Below are 22,994 nucleotides of genomic sequence, written 5' to 3'. Positions count from 1 at the left end.
GCGTGTTGGGCGGGCAGGGAAAGGCCCCTGCCCGCCCGGATTTCAGGTCATTCCATCGAACATTCGGCGGCGAAGCTGTCGACGTGGTCTTCGAAGACGGTGCTCACAACCTTGGTCGTCCAGGTGCCATCGGCATCGGCCACCACCTCGCGCAGGTAGAAATCCTGCACCGGGATGTTGTTCTTGCCGAACTTGAAATCACCGCGCACCGAGTCGAACTCGGCGGCCTTGAGGGCGGCACGCAGGGCGTCCTTGTCCTCGGTATTGCCGACCTTGGCCACGGCGGAGGCGATCAGCATGATCGAGTCGTAGCTTTGGGCCGCGTAGTAGCTCGGGTAGGTGCCGAACTTGGCCTTGAAGTCGGTGACGAACTTCTTGTTGGCTTCGTTGTCGAGCGTCGGGTCCCATTCCTGCGTGGTCTGCGAGCCGAGCACCGCCTCGAAACCGGCCTCTTGCAGCTTGGGCAGGGAGAGCGCGTCGACGGTGAAGACCGAGTAGAGCGGCAGCGTGTCTTTCAGGCCGGCCTGATCATACTGCTTGATGAAGGCCCCACCGGCGGCACCGGGGTAGAAGACGAACAGCCCGCCTGCGCCCGAAGCCTTGGCCTTGGCCAGCTCTGCCGAGAAGTCGAGCTGTGCGTCGGCGCCCCACTTGGTGAGGTCCTTGCCGGCGATCTCGCCCTTGAAGGTGCGCTCCACGCCCGCGGTCATGTCCTTGCCGGCGGCGTAGTTGGGGGCCATCAGGTAGAGTGATTTCACGCCCTGCTGGTTGAGCACCTCGCCCAGCGCCATCGGGGTCTGGTCGTTCTGCCAAGAGGTGGAGAAGAAGTTGGGGTCGCAGAGCTTGCCGGCCATCTGCGAGGGGCCGGCGTTGGCCGAGATCAGGAACTTGCCGGCATCGAGCACCGATTTGCGCGAGGCGAGAAGCACGTGGGACCAGATATACCCGGCGACGAAATCGACGTCGTCCTGCTTTACCAGCTTGTCGGTGGCCTGCTTGCCCGCTTCGGGGGCGAACTGGTCATCGCCGAAGATGACCTCGATGTCGAGATCCCCGGCTTTGCCGCCGAGATGTTCGACCGCGAGGTTCACCGCGTTTTCCATATCCTTGCCGATCACCGCCGCGGGCGTGGTGAGCGTGGTGACGAACCCGATCTTGACCGACTCGGCAAAGGCGCCGGTGGCTGCAAAGCTGGCCGCAAGGGCCGCTGTCAGTAGCTTGTTCATGTTTTCCTCCCTATGTGGGGCCGCGTTTGCACCGGCCACCGTGAGTTTTGTGCACTATATTGCTGAATTAGGCAATATTCTTCTCATTTCCCTGTAAGAGCGATTTGACAGCCTGCCGGTCGATTTTTCCAGTGCCTGTTTTGGGCAGGTCTTTCACGAAGGTGATCTGTCGGGGGTACTTGTAGGGCAGCAGGGTGGATTTGACGTGGTCCTGCAGCATCTTCACCGCGCCCGCGTCGCCCGGGCCGGAGCGGAGCGAGACGAGGGCGGAGAGGGTCATGCGGCGGTCGGGCAGCTCGTGGGCGAGGACGGCGGACTCGTGCACCTCGGGGTGTTCGTTCAGGGCGCGCTCCACCTCGAGCGGCCAGACCCATTGGCCGGAGACCTTCACCAGGTCATCGGCGCGACCCTGAAAGTAGTAGAAGCCCTCGCGCTCCTCGAAGCGGTCGCCGGTGTTGATCCAGTCGCCCTGCATGGTTTCGGCGGTCTTGTCGGGGCGGTTCCAGTAGGCGGGCGCGGAGGAGTGGCCGCGCACGAACATCACCCCGCCCTCCCGCAGCTCAATCTCGTAGCCCGGCACCCGCTTGCCCGCCGCGCCATGGCGCATGTCGTCCGCCGTATTGGAGAGGTAGACGTGCAGCATTTCGGTGCTGCCCAGCCCTTCGATGGGCGAGAGGCCGGTGAGCGCCTTCCAGCGGTTTGCGACGTCTTCGCTGAGGATCTCGGCGGCGGACATGCACTGGCGCAGCGAGGAGAGGTCGCGCGCGGACACGCCGGGGGCGTTGATGAGCGCGGTGTAGAGCGTGGGCAGGCCGAAGAAGACCGTGGGAGCGTGCGCCTCGATCATGTCGAGCACGGCATCGGCCTTGGGCTGGTCGGGCATCAGCAGGGTGCAGGCGCCGATGGCGAAGGGGAAGGTGATGCTGTTGCCGAAGCCGTAGGCGAAATAGGCCTTGGGCACGGAAAAGCAGACATCATCGTGGCGCAGGTGCAGCACGTGGGCGGCGAAGCTGGCCTGCGAATAGGCCATGTCGTGGTGCAGGTGGACGATGCCCTTTGGGCGGCCAGTGGAGCCGGAGGAATACATCCAGAAGGCCATGTCGTCGGGGCCGGTGGGAGCGGCGTCGAGCGTGGTGGGCCGGCCTTGGGTGAAGGCGGCGTGATCGGTGATGACCGGGGCGCCCTTGGGGAAGCGGTCGGCGTAGTGGGGTTCGGTCACGGCGAGCGGGGCGCCGCTGTCGGTGAGGTAGAAGGCCAGCAGCTCGGGCGGGGTCATGGTGTTGAGCAGCACCGGCACGAAGCCCGCGCGGGTGGCGCCGAAGAAGGCGGCGGGAAAGCTGGGGGTGTCGTCGAGAAACAGCGCGATGCGGTCGCCGGGGGCGAGGCCGTGGGCGGCGAAGGCGTGGCCCCACTGGGCGGCCTTGGCGATGAGCTCGGCGTAGGTCAGGTCGCCGGCGGGGCCGGTAAGGGCGCGGGCCTCGGGGTTGCGGGCGAGGTTCTGCCAGAGGATCTCGGCGCAGTTGGCGTGGGCGGCCTTGGTGAAGCCGATCTCGGCGGCGCCGGGCGGGTTGGTGACGGGGTCGATCATCGGGCGGCCTCGTATTGCGCCATGAAGCCGGGCGAGAGGGCGCGGAGCTTTTCCGGCGGCACGCGGCCCGAGCGGGTGATGTAGGACATGGCGAAGTCGAGCGGCGGCTGGTCGAGGCGCTGGGAGAAGGTCTCGTACCATTGCGCCGAGGTGTTGGCGCCGGTGACGATCTTGCGGGCGATCGGGGGGCGGGCCTGCTGGTAGGCGGCGAGGCCGGCCTGAAGACTGGGCGCGTCGCGCAGGGCGGCGTTGAGGGCGATGGCATCTTCCATCGCCAGCCGGGTGCCGGAGCCTATGGAGAAATGCGCGGTGTGGACGGCATCGCCCAGCAGGGCCACGTTGCCGGTGGTCCAGCGCTCGCACCAGAGCCTGGGAAATTGCCGCCAGATTGAACGGTTGGTGAGCAGCGGCGCGCCCTCTAGAACCTCCGAGAACAGCGCGGCGCAGTAGGCGGCGCTCTCTTCCTCGTCCATCTCCGCCAGCCCGTGGGCGGCGAAGGCCTCTGCCTCCAGCTCCACGATGAAGGTGCTCATGTCGGGGGCGTAGCGGTAGTGGTGGGCGTTCAGCGCGCCCTTGGGGTGGCGGATGAAGCTCTGGGTCAGCGCGTTGAAGGGACGCGGTGTGCCGAACCATGCGAAACGGTTGGACATGTGCGACAGCTCGGGCGCGTTGGCGGCGCTCCGGGTGCGGGAGTTGAGGCCGTCTGCGCCGATGACGAGATCGGCGGCGAGGCTCGACGGGTCGACCTCGGAGCCGAAGTGGAGATCGACGCCGAGGGCCTCGGCGCGGGCGGTGAGGATGGTGAGCAGCTCGAGCCGGCCGATGGCAGCAAAGCCGATGCCGTCGAGGGTGACGGCGCCATCGGGGTGGTTGAGAACCATGTTCTGCCAGCGCTCCATGCGGGGCGTGATGAGAGCGTGGGTTTCGGGATCGTCGGCGGCGAGAAAGTCGAGCGCCTGGGTCGAGAAGACCACGCCGAAGCCCCATGTCACGCCGCGCGGCGCGGCTTCGTGCAGGGTGATGCGGGCGTCGGGAAAGGTGCGGGCGGCGAGGATCGCCGCGACCAGCCCGCCGGGGCCGCCACCACAGATCGCGATTGAGGAAAGTTCTGCCATTCCGCCCTCCCCTGCGGTTTGGTCTTGTGTCAGGGTGAGGCTAGGCGGTAATTCCGTATTACGCAACTGATTTCACGGAGTGGAAATTATGGACGACAGCAGCCCGCTGCACCTGCTGGAGATCGCGATCAGCTTCGGAGACTGCGACCCGGCGGGAATTGTCTATTATCCCAACTACTTCCGCTGGTTCGACCGGTGCTTTCACAGCTATGTCGCGGCCCGTCACGGCGGCCATGATGCCCTGCGCCGCGCGCTGCAATCGCGCGGGCTGGGGCTGGTTTCGGCGAGCGGGCGGTTTCGGACGCCGGGGCTGGAGGGCGAGCTGCTGCGAGTCGAGATGCGGGCGGTGAACTGGTCGAAGCGGACGATGACGCTGGGCTATATCGCGCGGGTCGGCGAGCGGGTCGTGATCGAGGGCGAGGAGGTGCGGGCGATCTTCGTGGAGGACGGTGCGGGCGGCATAAGGGCCGGGTCGATGGAGCCGTTCCGGGAGATGGTCGATGGCTGAGGGGCTCAGTTCTCTCGACGCGGCGCTGGGGCTGCTGAAGCTGCTCTCGCAGCAGGGCGGGCCTGTCGGGCTGAGCGAGATTGCGCGGGAGGCGGGGATGCCTGCCAGCAAGGCGCACCGCTACCTGGCCAGCTTCATGGCCGCCGGGCTGGTGAGCCAGGCCGGGCGCTCGGGCAAATACGACCTCGGCCCCGGCGCGGTGGCGCTTGGCGTGGCCGGAATGGCGCGGATGGAGCTGGTGAACCGCACCGCCGATGCGCTGCCCGAACTGGTGGAGCAGACCGGGCTGACCGCCCTGCTCTCGGTCTGGGGCAACGCGGGCGCGACGGTGGTGCGCTGGGAACGCGCGCCGCGCTTCGTGGTCACGACACTGGGGCTGGGCACCGTGATGCCGCTGCTGAACTCGGCCTCGGGCCGCGCCTTTCTGGCCTGGGCACCGGAGGCGGTGGTGTCGGGGCGACTGGCGGAGGAACTGGCGCTGGAGCCGGGACGGGACGCCGCCGTCCTCGCGGCAGAGGTCCGGGCGGCGGGATACGCGCAGGTGAGCGGCGACCTGATCCCCGGGCTGGCGGCAATTTCGGCTCCGGTGCTGGACTGGCAGGGCGAGATCGGCGCGGCGGTGACGCTTTACGGGACGGACCCGGTGATTTGCGGGGCGGATCGGGCGGAAGTGGCTGCGCTGAAGACGTTTTGCGCGGGGCTTTCGGCGGTTTAGGCCGGGGCGGGCGCGCCCGCCTGCATGGCACATGAAAAAGGGCGCAGAGGTTCCCCTGCGCCCTTGTTTCGTTGTGCTAACGCGCGATCAGACGTCGAAGCGGTCGGCGTCCATCACCTTGGCCCAGGCGGCGATGAAGTCTTCGACGAACCCGTGCTGCGCATCGGACTGGCCGTAGATTTCGGCAATCGCCCGAAGCTGGCTGTTGGAGCCGAAGACCAGATCGACTCGGGTGGCGTCAAACTTCTTTTCGCCGGTCTTGCGGTCCTTGCCGATGAAGACCTTTTCGTCGCCCGCGTCTTCCCACTTGGTCGACATGTCGAGCAGGTTGACGAAGAAGTCGTTGGTCAGCTGGCCCTCGCGGGTGGTGAAGACACCTGCCTTGGAGCCGCCGTAGTTGGCCCCGAGCACCCGCAGACCACCCACCAGCACCGTCATCTCGGGGGCGGTGAGGGTGAGGAGCTGGGCCCGGTCCACCAGCATCTCTTCGGCGGAGACCGAGAAGTTGCCGCCCATGTAGTTGCGGAAGCCGTCGGCGCGGGGTTCGAGCGGCTCAAAAGCCTCGGCATCGGTCTGCTCGGCGCTTGCGTCCATCCGGCCCGGGGTGAAGGGCACCTCGGTCGGCGAACCGGCATCGGCGGCGGCCTTCTCGACGGCAGCACAGCCGCCGAGCACGATCAGGTCGGCCAGCGAGATCTTCTTGGCGCCCTGCCCGTCGAACTCGGACTTGATCCCTTCGAGCACACCCAGCACGCGGGCCAGCTCGGCGGGTTCATTTGCTTCCCAGTCCTTTTGCGGTGCGAGACGGATGCGCGCGCCGTTGGCCCCGCCGCGCAGGTCGGAGCCGCGGAAGGTGGAAGCGGAGGCCCAGGCGGTTTTGACGAGGTCGGACACCGGCAGCGCAGCGAGGAGCTTCTGCTTCAGCGCGGCGATATCGGCGGCGTCCACCAGCGGGTGATCGACGGCCGGGATCGGATCCTGCCAGATCAGGTCTTCTGCCGGGACTTCGGCGCCGAGGTAGAGATCCTTCGGCCCCATGTCGCGGTGGGTCAGCTTGAACCAGGCGCGGGCAAAGGCATCGGCAAACTCTTCCGGGTTTTCGTGGAAGCGCTTGGAGATCGGCCCGTAGATCGGGTCGAACCGCAGGGCGAGGTCGGTGGTGAGCATGGTGGGGGCGTGGGTTTCGCCCTCGCGGTGCGCGTCGGGCACGGCATGCTCGCCGTTCCAGTCCTTCGGGGTCCACTGATGGGCCCCGGCGGGCGACTTGGTCAGCTCCCACTCGAAGCCGAAGAGGTTGTCGAAGTAGCCGTTGGACCATTTGGTCGGCGTCGAGGTCCAGGTCACCTCGAGGCCCGAGGTGATGGTGTCGGCGCCCATGCCGGTGCCGTGGCTGTTGATCCAGCCGAAGCCCTGCTCGGCCATGCCGGCCTGCTCGGGCTCGAAGCCGACGTTTGCGGCATCTGCGGCGCCGTGGGTTTTGCCGAAGGTGTGGCCGCCGGCGATGAGCGCAACGGTCTCCTCGTCGTTCATGGCCATCCGGCCAAAGGTTTCACGGATGTCACGCGCCGAGGCCAGCGGGTCGGGGTTGCCGTCGGGGCCTTCGGGGTTCACGTAGATCAAGCCCATCTGCACGGCGGCGAGCGGGTTTTCCAGCTCGCGGTCGCCGGAGTAGCGGGAGTTGGGCGCGTCGGATTGGGCGAGCCACTCGTCTTCGGCACCCCAGTAGATATCTTCCTCGGGCTCAAACACGTCAGCCCGGCCGCCGGCAAATCCGAAGGTCTTGAAGCCCATCGACTCGAGCGCGACGTTGCCGGTGAGCACCATCAGGTCGGCCCAGGAAATCGCGTTGCCGTACTTGGCCTTGATCGGCCAGAGCAGGCGGCGGGCCTTGTCGAGGTTGGCGTTGTCGGGCCAGCTGTTGAGCGGGGCAAAACGCTGGGAGCCGGAGCGCGCGCCGCCACGGCCATCGGCGGTACGGTAGGTGCCGGCGGAGTGCCATGCCATGCGGATGAAGAACGGGCCGTAGTGGCCAAAGTCGGCGGGCCACCAGTCCTGGCTGTCTGTCATCAGCGCGTGGAGGTCTGCCTTGATGGCGGAGAGGTCCAGCCCCTTGAAGGCCTCGGCGTAGTCGAACCCTTTCAGCGGCGAGGTGCCGGGCGCGTTCTGGTTGAGGATTTTCAGATTGAGCTGGTTTGGCCACCAGTCCTTGTTGCCGCGTGCCGCGAGGGTGTGCATCACCGGGCATTTGCTGATGTTTGAAAGTTCGGCTCCGTCCATCGGGCGCTCCTGTAGCTGGATGTGGCGTCGGGAAGAGAGCCAGCGCCCTGCGGCGTGGCGATTCCCCCCATGTGTCCGCACCGTAGCAAGAGAGCGCTATCAGGAAAAATTGGAAATGCGATGAGGAGCGATAAGCACATGTTATTGGATGCCGGCGAGCCAACAAGAAAAGGGGCGCCCGAGAGCGCCCCCTTCCCCTGTTCCGAGGGAAACGTCAGAACTTCATGTTGGCCGAGAGCAGGATTGTGCGCCCCGGCTCGGTGAGCGGCACCACGCGGGAGAAGCCGTCGCCGTCATTGCCGCGACCGGTGTAGGTGGTGTCGAACACGTTCTTCACATCCAGCCGCACGGTGAGGTTTTCGTAGGCGCGCGGGGTCCATGTGGTCCAGAGGTTGAGCACTTCGTAGCTGTCGAGCGGGGCGTAGCCGGTGGGCACCTCGTCCTGTTCCAGCGCGATCTCGGCGGTGCCGCCGATCATCCACTGGTCGTTCAGCTCGTAGGCGCCGGAGAGGCCGATGACATGGCCCACCGGACGACCGATGTAGTAGCTGGTGGTGCCGACCGGCTGGTCTTCGACGCTCACGTCGGCATAGGTCCAGTTGCCTTCGATGTAGCCGCGTGCGCCGGTGTAGCGCAGCTTGGCGTCGAAGCCGCGGGAGGTGACGTTGTAGCTCGCCAGATCGCCGGTGTAGTCGTTGGGGTAGAAGGCGTTGTCGACCCCTTCCAGTTCGGTGTGGAACAGCGCGAAGCCGGCCTGCCACGGGCCCTGCTCGTAGCGCAGGCCGATGCGGGCGTTGTTGGCGCGGCTTGTGGTCTGGGGGCCGTAGTTGTCCCAGTTATAGGCGGTGTTGCCGGTCAGGTCGGAGCGGCCGATGAGGGCCGCCTCGTTCAGCTCGTAGCCGCCCCAGACCGAGGCCACGCCCACGTTGAGGGTGAGGCTGTTGGACAGGATCACGTCGGCGGAGCCGTTGACGCTGATGCCGGAGTCGGAGAACTCCTGGCCGTCTGCGCCCTTGAAGGTCTGGCTGTCGAAGCGGATGCCGTAGGAGAGCGACACGCGCGCGCTCACGTCCTGCCGCATCTGGGCGTAGACCCCGATGCTGTCGATCCGCTCCTTGCCGTTGGGCAGGTAGTAGGCGTCGCTTTCCAGCGCCTCGGCCTCGTCGGAGAAGAAGTCGAGCCCGGCGGTCAGCACGCCGTTGCCCATGGAGAAGGCGTTTTCGACCTTGCCGGAGAGCGAGGTGTTGCGGCCGGCCACGGCGCCCGCGTCGACATACTGCTCGTTCCAGGCGAGCTGGATCGTGGGGGCCCAGATGCCCTGCGGGTTCTCGTCGGTATAGGTGAAGCTGTAGCTGGTGCGCTCGGTCACGGCGACGTCGTAGGTGGTGGCACGGCCCGGAACTTCGGTGAAGTCGGGGCGGGTGATGCCGCCCTGGAAGGCGCGGAGGCCTTGGTCGGACACGTGCTCGGCGGAGAAGACGAAGCGCTTGCCGCTGTCGGTGGTGTAGCCGACCTTGGCGAAATAGTCGGTCATGTCGGGCTCGGTGCCGCCGATGGTGGTGCCGGCGCCGTCTTCGTAGTCGTCGCCGGTCTGGCGCGAGTAGCCGACGAGGTAGTCGAAGCCGCCCTGCATGCCGTAGATCGCCGCCGAGCGGCGGAAGGTGCCGCCGTTGGAGCCGAAGGTGAGGCCGGTGAAACCGCCGACGGTGGCGCCGGGCTCCAGCAGGTCGCGGGCGTCCTTGGTTTCATAGGCGATGATGCCCGCCAGCGCGCCGGGGCCGGCATCGGCGGGGGCGAGGCCGGAGCTGACTTGCACGCGCTTCAGCAGGAACGGATCGAGCGGCACGTTGCCGGTGTGGTGGAAGGCGCCCTTGTTCTGGCGCGCGCCGTCGATGGTGACAGCGAGGTTGCTCTCTTCGAGCCCGTGCACCAGCACCTTCTGGGCAATGACGGCCCCGCCGCTGGCGATGATTTCGGATTGCCCGGCAAAGAGCTCGTCGGTGCTGGCGGCGTTGCGCTCCGCGATCTCCTCGGAGGAGATTTCGACGTTGCCCAGCGCGTCCTGCGCGGCGTCGGCCTCGACCCGGATGGCCTCGAGGTCGATCACCTCCTGCGCGGCGGCGGCATTGGCGGCCAGAGCGGAGACGGAGGCCAGCAGAATGGCCCGCATTTGGATGTTCATGACGTGGTGTCCCAAGTTCTTTCGTGGTGTCGGCTGGCTGGCACGAAAGACGCTTGGACACGTCGGCTGGCGGCTCGGATTGCGGCTCGACTGGATTAGTTGACCAAAAGAGTCAAGAAGCTGCGGCCCTTCGAGAAGGACCGTTGCATTCAGGACGCGGTTGCGAGGCGTTCCCAGTCCATCTTTTCGAAGTTCTCGCGGAAGGCGAAGCGCACGAGGTGGTTGTCGATCGCGCCCCGTGCCCGTTGCAGGCCCTCCTCGTCGGCAGCCGTGATGGTGACCACCAGCGCGTCGGGTTCGGCCTTCAGCACGGCGGGACCGACCGGCAAGGCCGCCTCGCCAAAGGTTTCATCGAACCTCACCTCAATCTTGTGGGCGAAATGTTTGCACAGTTGTTGCAGGTACTTGCTGGCCAGTTTGGTCGAAAACCTGCCGGTGTCATGGAGTTGCTCTTGCATCTGTCTAATCTCTGAGTTCTTTTGTCGGGTATAAACCTGATGAAATGAATCGGGTTTGTCCAGCCCTGAACACCGAACCCCAAGAGAGGCCCCATGAAATCGTTCGTTCCCCTCGCTGCCCTGGTCCTGCTGCCCGGCGCGGTGGCGGCCCAGTCCGTCGAGATCGAAACCGCCGCAGGCCCGGTGGCCGCCCCGCAAGCGCCCGAAACCGTCGTGGCGCTCGACATTGCCGCGATCGACACGCTCTCGGCCCTCGGTGTCACAATTGCCGCCGTGCCCCAGTTCACCCCGCCGGCCTACCTGGCCGATGTCTTTGCGGCAGCCCAGCCCGTGGGCAGCCTGTTCGAGCCGGATTTCGAGGCGCTGGCCTCGCTCGGCCCCGATCTGATCGTCGCAGGGGGCCGCTCGCAGAAGCAGGTGGAGCCGCTCTCGCAGATCGCTCCGACGCTCGACATGACCATCGGCCTTGACGTGGTGGGCGAGGGCAAGGCCCGGCTGGAGGCCTATGGCAAGCTGTTCGGTGCCGAGGAGCAGGCTGCCGCGCTGGAGGCCAAGCTCGACGAGGCCGTTGCCGGCGCGCAGACCGCTGCCGAAGGCAAGGGCGATGCGCTGATCCTGCTGGTGAACGGCGGCAAGATCTCGGCCTATGGCGACGACAGCCGCTTTGGCTGGCTGCACACCACCCTCGGCATTCCCGAGGCCTTCCCCGACATCGTGGCCGAGGGCCATGGCGAGGCGGTTTCCTTCGAGTTCGTGGCCGAAACCGACCCGGACTGGATCTTCGTGATCGACCGTGGCGCCGCCATCGGGCAGGAGGGCGAGGCCGCTGCCGCCGTGCTCGACACGCCGCTGGTTGCGGGCACCAAGGCGGGCAAGGCCGGACAGATCGTGTATCTGGACCCTGCCCCGCTCTACCTCGCCGGGGGTGGCATCAACTCGATGCTGGGCTCCATCGGTGAGGTCACCACGGCGCTGGAGGGCGCCGGGGCCAGCAATTGAGCCGCAAGACGCTTTGGCTCACCGCCGGATTGATCCTCGCCGTCCTGATCTGCACCTCGGTGCTGATCGGGGCGGCGAGCCTCTTTTCGGGAGACGTGGACAGCGGGCTGCTGATTGCCGTCAGCCGCGTGCCGCGCACCCTTGCCGCCCTGCTGGCCGGGGCCGGGCTGGCGCTGGCGGGTGTGGTGGTGCAGATGGCGGTGCAGAACCGGCTGGTTGAGCCGGGGCTGGTCGGCACGCCTGAGGCGGCCATGCTGGGGCTGCTCGCCGTCACCCTCGTGGCACCGGGCGCGGCGCTGATGGTGAAGATGTCGGTGGCCGCCGGGGCCGCGCTGCTGGGCACGCTGGGCTTTTTGCTGCTGGCCCGCCGGGTGCCGCGCCGCGACCCGGTGCTGCTGCCGTTGGTGGGGCTGATCTATGGCGGCATTCTCGGTGCCGCCGCGCTCTGGCTGGCCTGGACGACCGACCTGCTGCAATACCTCGGCACCTGGATGTCGGGCGAGTTCTCGGGGGTGTTGGCCGGGCGCTACGAGCTGCTCTGGATCGTCGCCGTGCTGGCCCCGCTGCTCTACATCGCCGCCGACCGGATCACCCTGCTCGGCCTCGGAGAGGACGCCGCCCGCTCGCTTGGCCTCAACTACCGCCAGACCCTGCTGGCCGGGCTGCTGCTGGTGGCGGTCATCACCGCTGCCGTGGTGGTGACGGTGGGCGCCATTCCCTTTGTCGGCCTCGTGGTGCCCAACATCATCTCGCGCTGGCGGGGCGACAACCTGCGCCGCAACCTCGGCCTGACCGCATGGCTCGGGGCCGTCTCGGTGCTGGCCTGCGACATCATCGGGCGGGTGGTGCGCTGGCCCTACGAAATTCCGGCGGGCACGATCTTTGCGGTGCTGGGCGCAGGGCTGTTCCTGTGGCTGCTCAACGCCGCCCCACGCCGCCTCAGACAGAGGCAGAACAGCAATGCCTGACGCCCGCCGCCTCCTGCCCCTCGCCCTCGCGCTCGCGCTGTTCATCGCGCTCTTTCTGGCGTGGAATCTGCGCGCGCCAGTCGAGTTCATCCTGACGCTGAGGGCCACCAAGCTGGCCTCGTTGCTGGTGGTGGGCGCGGCGATCGGGGCGGCGACGGTGATCTTTCAGACCATCACCGAGAACCGGCTGCTCACCCCGGGGATCGTGGGCTTCGATGCGCTCTACATCTTCATCCAGACCGCGATCGTGCTGCTCTTCGGCGGCGCGGCGCAGGCCGGGACCGGGCAGATGGTGCAGTTCTTTGCCGAGGCCGGGTGCCTCGTGGCCGCAAGCCTTGCGCTCTTTGCCCTGCTGCTGCGGCGCGGGGCTTCGGACATTCTGCGGATGGTGCTGACCGGGGTGATCCTCGGCATCTTCCTGCGCGGGCTCACCAGCTTTGCGCAGCGCCTGCTCGACCCCTCGGAATTTGCCATCGTGCAGCAGGCGAGTTTTGCCAGTTTCACCGCCGTCGACCCCGCCGTGCTGGCGATTGCCAGCCTCACCCTCGCCGCCACCCTTGCCGGAGCGCTCTGGCTCGCCCCCTCGCTCGATGCGGCCGGGCTGGGGCGGCAGACCGCGCGGGGGATCGGGCTGGACCATGACCGGGTGGTGCTGCTCGGGCTTGCGCTGGTGGCGTTGATGGTCGCGCTCTCGACCGCGCTTGTCGGGCCTGTCACCTTCCTTGGGCTGATCGCCGCCAGCCTCGCCTACCGGCTCACCCGAAGCTGGCGGCACATCACCCTCATCCCCGCCGCCGCGCTGATCGGTGCCGCGATCCTCGTGGCCGGGCAGTTCGTGTTCGAGCGGCTGCTCGGCTTGCAATCCACCCTCGCCGTGGTGGTCGAGTTTCTCGGCGGATTGCTGTTTCTCGTCCTCCTGCTCAAAAGGTCAGCCCGTTGATCCGGATTGCCAACCTCACCGTGAACCGGGGCGAAAAGCCCGTGCTCCGCGACCTCTCGCTCAACTTCGGCAGCGGCGGGATCACCGCGCTGATCGGGCCGAACGGGGCGGGCAAGTCGACCCTGCTGCACGCCATCGCCGGGCTTCTGCCCGCCGATGAGGGGCGGGTGCAGGTGGAGGGGCAGGACGTGGCCGGGATCGCGCCGATGGCGCGGGCGCGGCTGGTGGCGCTGCTGATGCAGACCGATCAGGTGACGGCGCGGCTGACGGTGGAGGATCTCGTGACCTTCGGCCGCTGGTCCTACCACAAGGGCCGCCCCTCGGCCCGCGACCGGCAGATGGTGGCCGATGCGCTCGCCCACTTCGACCTTGGCGACCTGGCCCATCGCCAGATCGACACGCTCTCGGGCGGGCAGCGCCAGCGGGCCTTCGTTGCCATGGCCTGGGCGCAGGAAACCCCGTGGCTGCTTCTCGACGAGCCGCTTGCCGCGCTCGATCCGCGCCACGTGCGCGACCTGATGGAGCGGCTTCACGCCATGTCGCGCCCCGGGGTGGAGGGCGAGCGGAGCATCATCATCGTGATGCACGACCTCGGCGCGACCGCCCGCTATGCCGACAGGATCATTGCGCTGAAGGACGGGCAGATCGTGAAATCGGGGCCGCGCAGCCTTGCGATGACCAAGGGCGTGCTGAGCGGGCTGTTCGAGACCGGGCTCGATGTGGTGCGGGTGCGCGGTGCCGATGTGGTGGTGCCGAGCGACCCGGTGGAGAGCGGCGCAGGGGAGATTGGCGCGGAGTTTCAGCCCGCGGGGGCTGCCAGCGCGGATCGCAGCGCCGCCTCGTCGAGCGGTGTGCCCGAGAAGTGACCCCAGGCATGCACGCCCTGCCAGAAGAACAGCTCGTAGCCTGAAATCACCTGCAGCCCGCCGGCGCGGGCCTCGGCCACGAAGGGGGTTTCGACCGGCGTGTAGACCGCATCGAACACCCAGGTCGCGCCCTTGGTCGCCCCGTCGGGAAAGGCATTTCCGCCGATCCCGTCCATCCCCAGCGGTGAGCCGTTGAGCAGGCCGGCAGCGCCGGAACTGGCGCGGCGGGCATCGGGCTCGACCACGAGGCGCGGGGCCTTGGGCAGCGCCCCCAGATCGGCGGCCAGCGCCTCGGCCTTGGCGGTGTCACGGTCGCAGAGGCGGATCTCTGAGGCGCCGAGTGCCACCAGCCCGAAGGCCAGCGCACGGCCCACGCCGCCGGTGCCGACGAGGCAGGCCACGCCCGGCGCGTCCTCGCCCCGCGCAACGCGGTAGGCGGCGATGAAGCCGGTGTAATCGGTGTTGTGCCCCTGCGGCCCCTCCGGCTCGAAGAGTACGGTGTTGACCGCGCCCATGGCCTTCACCAGCGGATCTTCGATCGCCACCTTCTCGGCGGCGCGCTCCTTGTAAGGGTAGGTCACGTTGATGCCGCGATAGCCGCGCGGGGCGCAGTTGGCGAAGACCTCCTCGAAGGCCTCGCCCATCTGCGCCGGCACCAGCCGGTCATACTGCACCTCGATGCCATTCTGCGCCCCCGCAAATCCGTGCAGCCGGGGGGCGCTGGACTTGGCGATGTTGTCTCCGATGAGGCCGAGCTTGAGGGCGGTCATTGCTGGGGTTCCTTGTTGCGTCCGAAGAGGCGGGCCTTGCCCCATGTCCAGAGCGGGGTTTGCGACACGAAGATGAGGATGACGCCGATGAAGAGGGTCAGCGACAGCGGCGAGCTGACGACGCCGCCCATGAAGCGCCAGAAGTCTTCGCGCTCGGAGATGATCGCGCGGCGCCAGTTGTCATCTAGCAGGCGGGAGAGAATCACGCCGAGGATCACCGGGCCGAGCGGGTAGCCGTAGTGGCGCATGAAGTAGCCGAAGACCCCGAAGCCGAGCATCCAGTAGACATCGGTCAGCGAGTTGTTCACCGCATAGGCGCCGACGATGGAGAGCAGCATGATCAGCGGGATCAGCACCGCGCGGGGCATCTCGACGATCTTGGTGAAGAGCCGGATGCCGGTGAGCCCGAACAGCAGCATGAAGAAGTTGGCCGTGACCAGGGCGCCAACGATGAACCAGAACATGTCTGGCTGGTCGACCATCAGCATCGGCCCCGGATTGAGCCCGTGGATGAAGAGCGCGCCGATCATGATGGCCGTCACCGCATCGCCCGGAATGCCCAGCGTCATCATCGGGATGAAGGCCCCGCCGACGGCGGCGTTGTTGGCGGTTTCGGGCGCGACCAGCCCCTCCATCGCGCCCTGTCCAAAGGGGCGCTCGGGGTTCTTGGTGACGCGCTTGGCGTGGTCGTAGGCCATGAGTGCAGCAATGTCGCCGCCGGTGCCGGGAAGCGCGCCGATCACCACACCGATGGTGGAGGTTTGCAGGCTGAGCGGCAGGTGTTTGCGCACGGTGGAAAGCGAGGGGACGATGCGGGTGATTTTCTGGCGGACCGTAGGCTGGCCGACGTGGCGCAGCTGGAGCAGCGCCTCTGAAACGCCGAACATGCCGATCATCACTGCAATGAAGCTGATGCCGCCTTCCATGATCTGGAAGTCGAAGGTGAAGCGCTCGGTGAAAGTGAGCGGATCGCGCCCGACCGCGCCGATGGCGATGCCCAGCGCCCCGGCGAAAATGCCCTTCACCAGTGAGCCCTGCGAGAGCGAGCCGACCAGCAGGATGCCCAGCACGGCCAGCAGCATGTAGTCGCGCGGCTGGAAGCGCAGCGCGAAGTCCGACACCAGGGGCGCGGCAGCGGCCAACACGGCGATGCCGACAAGCCCGCCGAAGAACGACATCGTGGTGGTCACGCCGATGGCCTGCCCGGCCTCGCCGCGTTGCGCCATCGGATAGCCGTCCATCGCGGTTGCGATTGCGCAGGGGGCGCCGGGGATGTTGAGCAGGATCGCCGTTCGCGCCCCGCCGTAGACCCCGCCCATGTAGATGCCGATCATCAGCGAGATGGCAGGGTAGACGTCCCAGGAGAAGGTGAAGGAGATCAGGATCGACACCGCCATCGTGACCGAAAGGCCCGGGATCGCGCCGACGTAGATGCCGAGGAAGGTGCCGATCGCCACCATGGCCAGAAGTTCGGGCTGGGTGACGACGGTGAAGAGGGCTGCGAGCGTTTCCATCATGCGCCCCCGCCGTTGAAGAGATTGCGCATGAGCTGGATGAACTCGGCCTCAGGCACGATGCCCGAGGGCATGAGGACGGTGAAGACCACGCGGAAGATGACCCAGATCACGACCAGCGAGGCGAGCGACACCGTGAGCGTGAAACCCCAGCTGCGCCGCCCGAGGATCTTGATCGCTGCCACCAGGAACAGGAAGGCGGTCGGCAGAAAGCCCAGCGGCTGGAGCAGGAGCGAGAAGACCACGAGCAGACCGGCAAAGATGAGCACGACCCATGGGAGCACTTCGTCGCCCAGCTTTTCGCCCAACACCCTGGGCAGGCGCGCGGTGCGGGCGAGCAGGATCACGGAGGCGATCACCATAATCGCGGTGGTGCCCATCGGTACGGCACCGGGGCTGGAGAGCGCGTCGAACCCGGCGATCCCGTAGGCGCTCCAGAGCAGGTAGAGGCTTGCGAGGCAAAGCAGCAGGGTGAACACGAGTTCGCCCGGGCGGCGCGCGGTTTGCGGGCCGTCCTGGTCGCCCGGGATGCCGTTGCGGTACTGCGGGTCGGGAGAGTCCATGTCGGGCTCCGTGATTGGTGTGAAAGCGGGTTGAAGGCGGGCGCGCTGCGTCGTGGCTGACGGCGGCGCCCGATGTCAGGTCGGCGGACGGCCCGGCAGGGGCCGTCCGCCAGATGATCACTCGCCCGGGCGCGCGATGCCGAACTCTTCGGGCGACGCCTTGGTGAGGCCGGCGTCGTTCAGCAGCCAGGTCGTGCCCTGCTGCCACTTGTCGAGAAAGGCCTGCGCCTCGTCGCCGGAGATGTTCATCATCTTGAAGCCACGGTCGTCCATCAGCGCGAGGAAGTCGGGGTGCTCGGCGCCGGTGGCGAAAGCCTCCGACAGCTTGGCGACCACGTCCTCGGGCGTGTCCTTGGGCGCGAAGACCCCGAAGAAGGAGCCCCACGGCAGGAAGGTGTTGTAGCCTTCGTTGAACGAGGTCACGATCGGCACGTCGGGCAGCTTTGCGGCCGCTTCGACGTCGAAGACGGCGAGCGCCTTCATGTTGCCGGCGCGCACGCCTTCGATGGCGGCGCCGAGCACTGCGGGCATCACGTCGACCGCGCCGCCCTGCATGGCGGTCAGCGCCGGGCCGTCGCCGTCGTAGGGCACGGCGATCATGTCGAGGTCGCCTTCGACTTCGTTCATCATCGCGGTGATGACCGAGGGCAGGCCGCCGGGGCCGGTGGCGCCGATGCGGATCTCGCCCGGGTTGGCCTTCACGTAGTCGACGAAGCCCTGGTAATCATCGAAGGGCGCGTCGTTGTTGGCCACCAGCAGCGGGGTGCCGCGGGCCAGCAGGATCAGCGGGATGAAATCGGAGTAGTCCTTGTCGCCAAGCCCCATCACCTTGTAGAGCAGCGGGTTTTCGGCACCCATCAGCAGGCTGTAGCCGTCGGCATCGGCGCCAGACACGTGGTTCAGCGCAATCGCGCCCACACCGCCGGTCATGTTCTGCATGACGATGGTGCCGCCAAGGGCCTCTTCGGCATGGGGGGTGACAGAGCGCATCACGGTGTCGGTGGAGCCACCGGCGCCCCACTGGATGAAGCCCTGGATCTCTTTCTCGGGGTATTCGGCCAGCGCGGCGCCAGCGGTGAGGGTCAGCGCGGAGAGTGCGCCGAAGATCAGCTTGTTCATGGTGTCCTCCCAGACAGTTCGGAAAGTGGCGGCCCGATGGGGCCGCTCCGATGGACGGGGAGTATCGTCGGGCAACAGGTAACGTCAAATACCTTTTTGTCGCCTGCGATAACCTTATGTTAATGCGCACCTACCCATCCCGCCAAAGTCCGGGCCCTTCCTCGATGGCCCGCGCCAGTTCGCGCCGGAAGTGCTCGATGGTGTGCTGGGCATAGCCCGACAGCACCCTGCCCTTCTTGGTGGAGACGTAGATGGAGATGCGGGTTTCCTCGGCCAGCGGGCGGCGGACGAGGCCGGGCATGTAGGTTTCGGCGACCGAGAACTCGTCGATCACCGCCACGCCGAGGCCGTGGCGCACGAGGCTCACCACGGTCTGCGCGAACCGGCCGCGCATGGCGTGCTGCACCTCGACCCCGGCGGCGCGGAAGGGCTCGGCGACGATCTGGCCGTAGGGGTCGCGCGGCTCGATGCCAATGAGCGCCTCGCCCGTCAGGTCGCGCACCGAAATCTCGGCCCGCGCGGCCAGCGCGTGGCCCTCGGGCAGAACCACCACCAGCCGCCCCTCGGCGATCTTCTCGTTCTCGACCGAGGCATTCTTGACCGGGGTCGACATGATGACGAACTCGCCGCGTTCCAGCAGAAGGTAATCAACCGTCTCCTCGATCTTGAGGATGTTGAGGTCGATGAACAGGCTCGCATAGCGCTCGCGCACCCGGCGGATCACACGTGCGGCGATGAACTGGGCCACGGAGGGCGCGGAGGCAAAGGCCAGCTCCACCTCTTCGCCGCGTTTGAGCGAGCCGACCGCCTGTTGCAGGTTCTCGACCCCCTTGTAGACCTCGCGCACATGGTCGAACACGCGGCTCGCCTCGACGGAGGGCACGAAGAGCCCGGCCTTGCGCTCGAACAGGCGGATGTCGAGCGCCTCCTCGGTATGCTTCACCAGCCGCGAGATACCGGGGGCGGAGACGCCAAGCATCTCGGCGGCGGCAGAGATCGTACCGGTCATCATCACGGCGCGGATCACTTCGATCTGGCGCAGGGTCATCTCGGGCATGGGCGGCTCCTCCTCCGGGCCGCGATTAACCTGATGTTACGCAAAACAAAAAGCAAGCATTTGACGTTAGGCGTGAAGCGGCAGAAGCATGGGGGCCGACAAAGGCGGGAGAATGCACGTGAGCCAGACCATCGACTGCGACCTTCTGGTGGCCGGCTCCGGCGCGGCCGGGCTGGCGGCGGCGGTTGCGGCGGCGCATGGCGGTCTGAAGGTGGTGGTGGCGGAAAAGGCCGAGGTGATCGGCGGCACCACCGCGTGGTCGGGCGGCTGGATCTGGGCGCCGGGCAACCCGGTTTGCGCGGCGGGCGGAACACAGGAGGTGCCCGGCGCGGCGCGGGACTACCTGGAGGCTGTGCAGGGCAATGCCTTCAACGCCGAGCTGGTGGATGCCTTCCTGAAGGCGGCACCGGAGATGGTGGGGTTTTTCGAGCGCGAGACGGAATTGCAATTCGATCCGGGGCTGAAGATACCCGATACCTACAGCCACCAGCCCGGCGCGGGCATGGGCGGGCGCTCGGTCATCGCGCAGCCCTTCGATGCACGGCGGCTGGGCAAGGCGCTGGCGCTGCTGCGCAAACCGATGCGCGAAACCAGCTTCATGGGCATGACCATTCAGGCCGGGCCGGACCTGCGGGCCTTCATGACCGTGCTGCGCGCGCCCCGCTCGGCGATTTACGTGGCCAACCGGATGGCGCGGCACCTCTGGCACCTGGCCCGCCACGGGCGCGGCATGGCGCTGCGCAACGGCAACGCGTTGGCAGGGCGGCTGATGCGCTCGGCGCTGGACCTTGGGGTGGAGCTGCGGGTGCAACATGCCCTCGGCTCGCTTGAAACCGAAGGCGGCGCGGTGGTGGGGGCCCGGCTGGCGGGGCCTGATGGTGAGGTGACGGTGCGCTCGCGGCGCGGCGTGGTGCTGGCCTGCGGCGGCTACCCGCATGACATTGCCCGGCGCAATGCCACCTTCCCCCGCCCCGAGACCCATGCCTCTCTCGCGGTGCCCGAGGCCGGTGGTGACGGGCTGCGGGCGGGCGAGGCGGCGGGCGGGCGGCAGACGCAGGCGCTGGTGGCCCCGGCGGCGATGTGCCCGGTGTCTGAGGTGCGCTGGCCCGACGGCACGCGCGGCACCTTTCCGCACATCATCGAGCGGGGCAAACCCGGGGTGATCGGCGTGCTGGCGAACGGCAGGCGGTTCTGCAACGAGGGGCTGGGCTACCACGATTATGTCACCGCCCTGCTCGAGGCCACGGCGGAGGGCGACACGCCGGAGAGCTGGCTGGTCTGCGATCATCGCTTCATCCGGCGTTACGGGCTGGGCATCACCCGCCCTGCCCCGCTGCCTCTCGCCCCCTGGCTGCGCGCGGGCTACCTGACGCGGGCTGCGACGCTCGAGGCCCTTGCCCAAGCCTGCGGGATCGACGCGGAGGGGCTGGCGGCGACCATTGCGCAGTTCAACGAAAGTGCGGCGCGGGGCGAAGACCCGGAGTTTCAGCGCGGCACCTCGCCCTACATGCGCCTTCAGGGCGATCCGGACCACGGGCCGAACCCCTGCCTCGCCCCGATCGAGACCGGCCCATTTTACGCGGTGCGTGTGATCCCCGGCAGCTTCGGCACCTTTGCCGGGCTGGTGACGGATGGCACGGCGCGGGTGCTCGGGCCGGAGGGCACGCCCGTGCCGGGGCTCTACGCGGCGGGCACCGACATGGCCTCGGTCATGGGGGGCACCTATCCGGCGGGCGGCATCAACCTCGGCCCGGCGCTGACCTTCGGGTTCATCGCGGGGCGTCACGCGGCCGGAGCCACGACATGAGCCGAATGCCTGCCGCCCAGAGAGGAGTTCCCGAGGGAGGGGCTGCCGCGGCAGAGGGCGAGGCCGCCGTGCTGAAACATGCGGCCCGTGCCGCCCGTGCGCTCTTGGCCCGGATCGACGCGTCCGACGCCTGAATCTGAGGCGCTTCGGCGGGTTATTTGCCACGGTTTCCAGTTCGTTACGGAACGACGCCGGAAAGCCCGACAGATTCATTGACAATTTTAGTCAGCTTTTGTAGCTGGCACCCAACGCGACCCACCCAACCGGCAGGCCTGCTCAACGCATCGCATGTCGGAAGGGGACCAAATGCGCAAATTTTCATGCTATTCCACCACCGCCCTCGTGGCCCTTGCCGGGGCCGCACAGGCACAGGCGCAGGATCTCGCCTTCGATCTCGACCCGATCTATGTCGAATCTGCGGCCCGGACCGAGCGGCTGGTGCTCGACACGCCAGTCGCCGTCTCGACGCTGAGCGGCGAGGCGCTGGCCAACCGGCAGGCGGGCGACTTTCAGGAGCTGATCGGAGACATGCCCGGCGTCACCATCGGAGGCGGCCCGCGGGCGATTGCGCTGGAGCCCAACATTCGCGGCTTCACCGACGACCAGATCGTGCTGCGCTTCGACGGCGGACGCTTCAACTTCAACCAGGGGCACCGGGGGCGGTTCTTCCTTGATCCAGCGCTGGTGAAACGGGTGGAAGTGGTGCGCGGCGGCGGCTCGACCCTCTATGGCTCGGGCGCGCTCGGCGGGGTGATCTCGGTGGAAACCGTCGACGCCGACGACCTGCTGGAAGAGGGCCGTACCATCGGGGCGCGGGTCGGCATGGGCTATTCCACCAATGGCGGGCAATGGTCGGCCAATACCTCGGTCTATGCCGACTGGGGCGCGTTGGATGCGCTGCTGTTCCTCGGCACCCGCGACACCACCAGCAACTACGTGGCCGGGGATGGCGCCGATATCCCGTTTTCGGAGCTGGACCAGCAGAACACCATGCTCAAGCTCGGCTTCGAGCCGTCCGCCGACAGCCGCATCGAGTTCAGCTTTGCCGACTATCACGACAGCGCCCTCACCCTTGCTTCGGCCAATGGCGCCCCCTCCACCTCGAACCCCGAAGTGGAACGCGAGGCCGACGAGCAGAGCTTTCGCCTGAGCTGGGACTATGCGCCGGAGGGCAATGACGCGGTCGACCTGTCGGTGCTGTTCTATGGCGACCGGCTGAAGATCACCGAAGACCGGGTGAGCGCCCCGCGCCTTGACGAAAGCACCTATGACAGCCTCGGGCTGGAAGTGACCAACCGCTCTCGGTTCGACCTCGGCGTGCCGGTCGAGGTGGTTTACGGGCTGGAGGTGTTCCGCGAGAGCCAGGAGGGCACCCGCGACGGGGCACCGCGCTCCACCTTCCCGCCGGCCAGCGCCATGACGACAGGCCTCTTTGCCGAGGCCACCTTGGAGATGTCGCCGCAGTTCGACGTGATCGCCGGCCTGCGCTACGACCTCTACAAGCGCGAGCCCAACGACGGCACGCTGGAGGATGTGAGCGAAGAGTTCCTGTCGCCGCGCCTCGGCCTCAGCTATCGACCGAACCAGAACTGGCAGCTCTTTGCCAACGTCTCCCGCGCCTACCGCGCCCCGTCGCTCAGCGAGCTCTACAACGACGGGCTGCACTTTGCGGGCAACCCCTTCGGCTTTCCGCCCGACAACTTCTTCGTGCCCAACCCCGACCTGAAACCCGAGGAATCGACCCAGATCGAGCTGGGCGCGCGGTTCGAGAAGCGCGGCGTGCGGCAGGCCGGCGACAAGTTGAGCTTCTCGGTCAACGTCTACAATGCCGATGTGAAGAACTACATCGAGCAGACGGTCGATATCTTTGCCGGCACCACCACCTCCGCCAATGTCGACGGGCGGCTCTGGGGCCTTGAGGCGGAGGCCCGCTATGACACCGCGAGATGGTTCGTCGGCAGCGGGCTGTCGATTGCGCGGGGCGAGGGTGACGATGGCGACTGGCTCGCCTCGATCCCGCAGGACCGGCTGACGCTGGAGGCGGGGTATCGCCCCGAGGCGGACTGGCTGCTTGGGGCCCGCGCCACGTTTGCCGCCGCGCAGACCCGCGTGCCCTCCGGCGGTGTGGAAGGCGAGGCCTGGGAAACGCTGGATCTCTACGCCGCCTGGACGCCCAGCAGCAAGGCGATGGCGGGCAGCAGCTTTCGGGTGGGCATAGATAACGTGTTCGACCAGCACTACACGATCTACCCCAACGAGCTGGCCCAGCCCGGCCGCTCGCTGGAGATCTCGGCCGCCTTCACCTTCTGAGCGCGCCGCGAA

Annotated in this window: 20 protein-coding genes; 9 read left to right on the top strand and 11 right to left on the bottom strand. The window is 67.4% G+C overall.

The window, feature by feature from the left end:
• Positions 1-47: 47 nt before the first annotated feature.
• From GTH22_RS18355 to GTH22_RS18345, 3 genes are all read right to left on the bottom strand, one after another.
• Complete coding sequence (locus GTH22_RS18355) at positions 48-1,226, bottom strand: ABC transporter substrate-binding protein (protein WP_252947036.1); 1,179 nt, start codon at positions 1,224-1,226, stop codon at positions 48-50.
• A gap of 67 nt (positions 1,227-1,293) precedes the next feature.
• Positions 1,294-2,814 carry a benzoate-CoA ligase family protein gene (locus GTH22_RS18350; RefSeq protein ID WP_252947035.1) on the bottom strand — a complete coding sequence of 507 codons (1,521 nt, stop codon included), beginning with the start codon at positions 2,812-2,814 and terminating at the stop codon, positions 1,294-1,296.
• Entirely contained in the window at positions 2,811-3,929 is a 1,119-nt protein-coding gene (locus GTH22_RS18345) for an FAD-dependent monooxygenase (protein WP_252947034.1), read from the bottom strand. Before GTH22_RS18345 ends, GTH22_RS18350 begins: the two co-directional genes overlap by 4 nt.
• Before the next feature lie 88 nt (positions 3,930-4,017).
• Between GTH22_RS18345 and GTH22_RS18340 the strand changes: the two genes are divergently transcribed.
• Both GTH22_RS18340 and GTH22_RS18335 read left to right on the top strand, forming a co-directional pair.
• A complete protein-coding gene (locus tag GTH22_RS18340) occupies positions 4,018-4,437 on the top strand; it encodes an acyl-CoA thioesterase (RefSeq protein WP_252947033.1) in 420 nt (139 codons plus the stop codon).
• A complete protein-coding gene (locus GTH22_RS18335; protein WP_252947032.1) occupies positions 4,430-5,152 on the top strand; it encodes an IclR family transcriptional regulator in 723 nt (240 codons plus the stop codon). The genes GTH22_RS18340 and GTH22_RS18335 overlap by 8 nt, the downstream gene beginning before the upstream one ends.
• Before the next feature lie 87 nt (positions 5,153-5,239).
• Here the strand turns inward: GTH22_RS18335 and katG are convergent, their stop codons facing one another.
• The 3 genes from katG to GTH22_RS18320 form a co-directional block, all read right to left on the bottom strand.
• Complete coding sequence (katG, locus tag GTH22_RS18330) at positions 5,240-7,429, bottom strand: catalase/peroxidase HPI (RefSeq protein WP_252947031.1); 2,190 nt, start codon at positions 7,427-7,429, stop codon at positions 5,240-5,242.
• Positions 7,430-7,643: 214 nt separating this feature from the next.
• Complete coding sequence (locus GTH22_RS18325; protein ID WP_252947030.1) at positions 7,644-9,611, bottom strand: TonB-dependent receptor domain-containing protein; 1,968 nt, start codon at positions 9,609-9,611, stop codon at positions 7,644-7,646.
• Between the two features lie 149 nt (positions 9,612-9,760).
• Positions 9,761-10,069 carry a DUF2218 domain-containing protein gene (locus tag GTH22_RS18320; protein WP_252947029.1) on the bottom strand — a complete coding sequence of 103 codons (309 nt, stop codon included), beginning with the start codon at positions 10,067-10,069 and terminating at the stop codon, positions 9,761-9,763.
• A gap of 93 nt (positions 10,070-10,162) precedes the next feature.
• Here GTH22_RS18320 and GTH22_RS18315 point away from each other — a divergent pair, with 93 nt between their 5' ends.
• Genes GTH22_RS18315 through GTH22_RS18300 form a run of 4 tightly spaced genes read left to right on the top strand, consistent with a single transcriptional unit; the run spans position 10,163 to position 13,842 of the window.
• Entirely contained in the window at positions 10,163-11,068 is a 906-nt protein-coding gene (locus GTH22_RS18315; RefSeq protein ID WP_252947028.1) for a siderophore ABC transporter substrate-binding protein, read from the top strand.
• Complete coding sequence (locus GTH22_RS18310) at positions 11,065-12,036, top strand: iron chelate uptake ABC transporter family permease subunit (RefSeq protein ID WP_252947027.1); 972 nt, start codon at positions 11,065-11,067, stop codon at positions 12,034-12,036. Before GTH22_RS18315 ends, GTH22_RS18310 begins: the two co-directional genes overlap by 4 nt.
• Positions 12,029-12,976, top strand: coding sequence for an iron chelate uptake ABC transporter family permease subunit (locus tag GTH22_RS18305; protein WP_252947026.1), 948 nt, complete (start codon positions 12,029-12,031; stop codon positions 12,974-12,976). Before GTH22_RS18310 ends, GTH22_RS18305 begins: the two co-directional genes overlap by 8 nt.
• Positions 12,973-13,842: an ATP-binding cassette domain-containing protein gene (locus GTH22_RS18300; protein WP_252947025.1), complete on the top strand. Its 870-nt coding sequence runs from the start codon at positions 12,973-12,975 to the stop codon at positions 13,840-13,842. Before GTH22_RS18305 ends, GTH22_RS18300 begins: the two co-directional genes overlap by 4 nt.
• Here GTH22_RS18300 and GTH22_RS18295 read toward each other — a convergent pair.
• The 5 genes from GTH22_RS18295 to GTH22_RS18275 all read right to left on the bottom strand — a co-directional run bounded on the left by GTH22_RS18295 (position 13,776) and on the right by GTH22_RS18275 (position 18,865).
• The gene (locus tag GTH22_RS18295) at positions 13,776-14,612 is read right to left on the bottom strand and encodes a shikimate dehydrogenase (RefSeq protein ID WP_252947024.1); all 837 of its coding nucleotides are present in this window, start codon (positions 14,610-14,612) and stop codon (positions 13,776-13,778) included. The genes GTH22_RS18300 and GTH22_RS18295 overlap by 67 nt on opposite strands.
• Complete coding sequence (locus GTH22_RS18290; protein WP_252947023.1) at positions 14,609-16,126, bottom strand: tripartite tricarboxylate transporter permease; 1,518 nt, start codon at positions 16,124-16,126, stop codon at positions 14,609-14,611. Before GTH22_RS18290 ends, GTH22_RS18295 begins: the two co-directional genes overlap by 4 nt.
• Complete coding sequence (locus GTH22_RS18285; RefSeq protein WP_252947022.1) at positions 16,126-16,689, bottom strand: tripartite tricarboxylate transporter TctB family protein; 564 nt, start codon at positions 16,687-16,689, stop codon at positions 16,126-16,128. The genes GTH22_RS18290 and GTH22_RS18285 overlap by 1 nt, the downstream gene beginning before the upstream one ends.
• A 117-nt stretch (positions 16,690-16,806) precedes the next feature.
• The gene (locus tag GTH22_RS18280; RefSeq protein ID WP_252947021.1) at positions 16,807-17,808 is read right to left on the bottom strand and encodes a tripartite tricarboxylate transporter substrate binding protein; all 1,002 of its coding nucleotides are present in this window, start codon (positions 17,806-17,808) and stop codon (positions 16,807-16,809) included.
• Positions 17,809-17,938: 130 nt separating this feature from the next.
• A complete protein-coding gene (locus GTH22_RS18275) occupies positions 17,939-18,865 on the bottom strand; it encodes a LysR family transcriptional regulator (protein WP_252947020.1) in 927 nt (308 codons plus the stop codon).
• Between the two features lie 118 nt (positions 18,866-18,983).
• On the opposite strand from GTH22_RS18275, the gene GTH22_RS18270 reads away from it, so the two are divergent.
• The 3 genes from GTH22_RS18270 (at position 18,984) to GTH22_RS18260 (ending at position 22,982) form a co-directional block, all read left to right on the top strand.
• Positions 18,984-20,672, top strand: coding sequence for an FAD-dependent oxidoreductase (locus tag GTH22_RS18270; protein ID WP_252947019.1), 1,689 nt, complete (start codon positions 18,984-18,986; stop codon positions 20,670-20,672).
• Positions 20,669-20,806 carry a hypothetical protein gene (locus GTH22_RS18265; protein WP_252947018.1) on the top strand — a complete coding sequence of 46 codons (138 nt, stop codon included), beginning with the start codon at positions 20,669-20,671 and terminating at the stop codon, positions 20,804-20,806. The genes GTH22_RS18270 and GTH22_RS18265 overlap by 4 nt, the downstream gene beginning before the upstream one ends.
• A 172-nt stretch (positions 20,807-20,978) precedes the next feature.
• Positions 20,979-22,982: a TonB-dependent hemoglobin/transferrin/lactoferrin family receptor gene (locus GTH22_RS18260; protein ID WP_252947017.1), complete on the top strand. Its 2,004-nt coding sequence runs from the start codon at positions 20,979-20,981 to the stop codon at positions 22,980-22,982.
• The last annotated feature ends 12 nt before the right edge of the window (positions 22,983-22,994 follow it).

The organism is Oceanicola sp. 502str15 (assembly GCF_024105635.1).
GTDB lineage: Bacteria > Pseudomonadota > Alphaproteobacteria > Rhodobacterales > Rhodobacteraceae > Vannielia.
This window is presented reverse-complemented; position numbering and strand designations above follow the sequence as displayed.

Bases quoted from the DNA above. Each gene is read 5' to 3' on its own strand.
- GTH22_RS18265 (WP_252947018.1), top strand. From the start codon at position 20,669: ATGAGCCGAATGCCTGCCGCCCAGAGAGGAGTTCCCGAGGGAGGGGCT.
- GTH22_RS18285 (WP_252947022.1), bottom strand. From the start codon at position 16,689: ATGGACTCTCCCGACCCGCAGTACCGCAACGGCATCCCGGGCGACCAG.
- GTH22_RS18335 (WP_252947032.1), top strand. From the start codon at position 4,430: ATGGCTGAGGGGCTCAGTTCTCTCGACGCGGCGCTGGGGCTGCTGAAG.
- GTH22_RS18315 (WP_252947028.1), top strand. From the start codon at position 10,163: ATGAAATCGTTCGTTCCCCTCGCTGCCCTGGTCCTGCTGCCCGGCGCG.
- GTH22_RS18280 (WP_252947021.1), bottom strand. From the start codon at position 17,808: ATGAACAAGCTGATCTTCGGCGCACTCTCCGCGCTGACCCTCACCGCT.
- katG (WP_252947031.1), bottom strand. From the start codon at position 7,429: ATGGACGGAGCCGAACTTTCAAACATCAGCAAATGCCCGGTGATGCAC.
- GTH22_RS18340 (WP_252947033.1), top strand. From the start codon at position 4,018: ATGGACGACAGCAGCCCGCTGCACCTGCTGGAGATCGCGATCAGCTTC.
- GTH22_RS18345 (WP_252947034.1), bottom strand. From the start codon at position 3,929: ATGGCAGAACTTTCCTCAATCGCGATCTGTGGTGGCGGCCCCGGCGGG.
- GTH22_RS18260 (WP_252947017.1), top strand. From the start codon at position 20,979: ATGCGCAAATTTTCATGCTATTCCACCACCGCCCTCGTGGCCCTTGCC.
- GTH22_RS18305 (WP_252947026.1), top strand. From the start codon at position 12,029: ATGCCTGACGCCCGCCGCCTCCTGCCCCTCGCCCTCGCGCTCGCGCTG.
- GTH22_RS18275 (WP_252947020.1), bottom strand. From the start codon at position 18,865: ATGCCCGAGATGACCCTGCGCCAGATCGAAGTGATCCGCGCCGTGATG.
- GTH22_RS18320 (WP_252947029.1), bottom strand. From the start codon at position 10,069: ATGCAAGAGCAACTCCATGACACCGGCAGGTTTTCGACCAAACTGGCC.
- GTH22_RS18325 (WP_252947030.1), bottom strand. From the start codon at position 9,611: ATGAACATCCAAATGCGGGCCATTCTGCTGGCCTCCGTCTCCGCTCTG.
- GTH22_RS18295 (WP_252947024.1), bottom strand. From the start codon at position 14,612: ATGACCGCCCTCAAGCTCGGCCTCATCGGAGACAACATCGCCAAGTCC.
- GTH22_RS18350 (WP_252947035.1), bottom strand. From the start codon at position 2,814: ATGATCGACCCCGTCACCAACCCGCCCGGCGCCGCCGAGATCGGCTTC.
- GTH22_RS18355 (WP_252947036.1), bottom strand. From the start codon at position 1,226: ATGAACAAGCTACTGACAGCGGCCCTTGCGGCCAGCTTTGCAGCCACC.
- GTH22_RS18290 (WP_252947023.1), bottom strand. From the start codon at position 16,126: ATGGAAACGCTCGCAGCCCTCTTCACCGTCGTCACCCAGCCCGAACTT.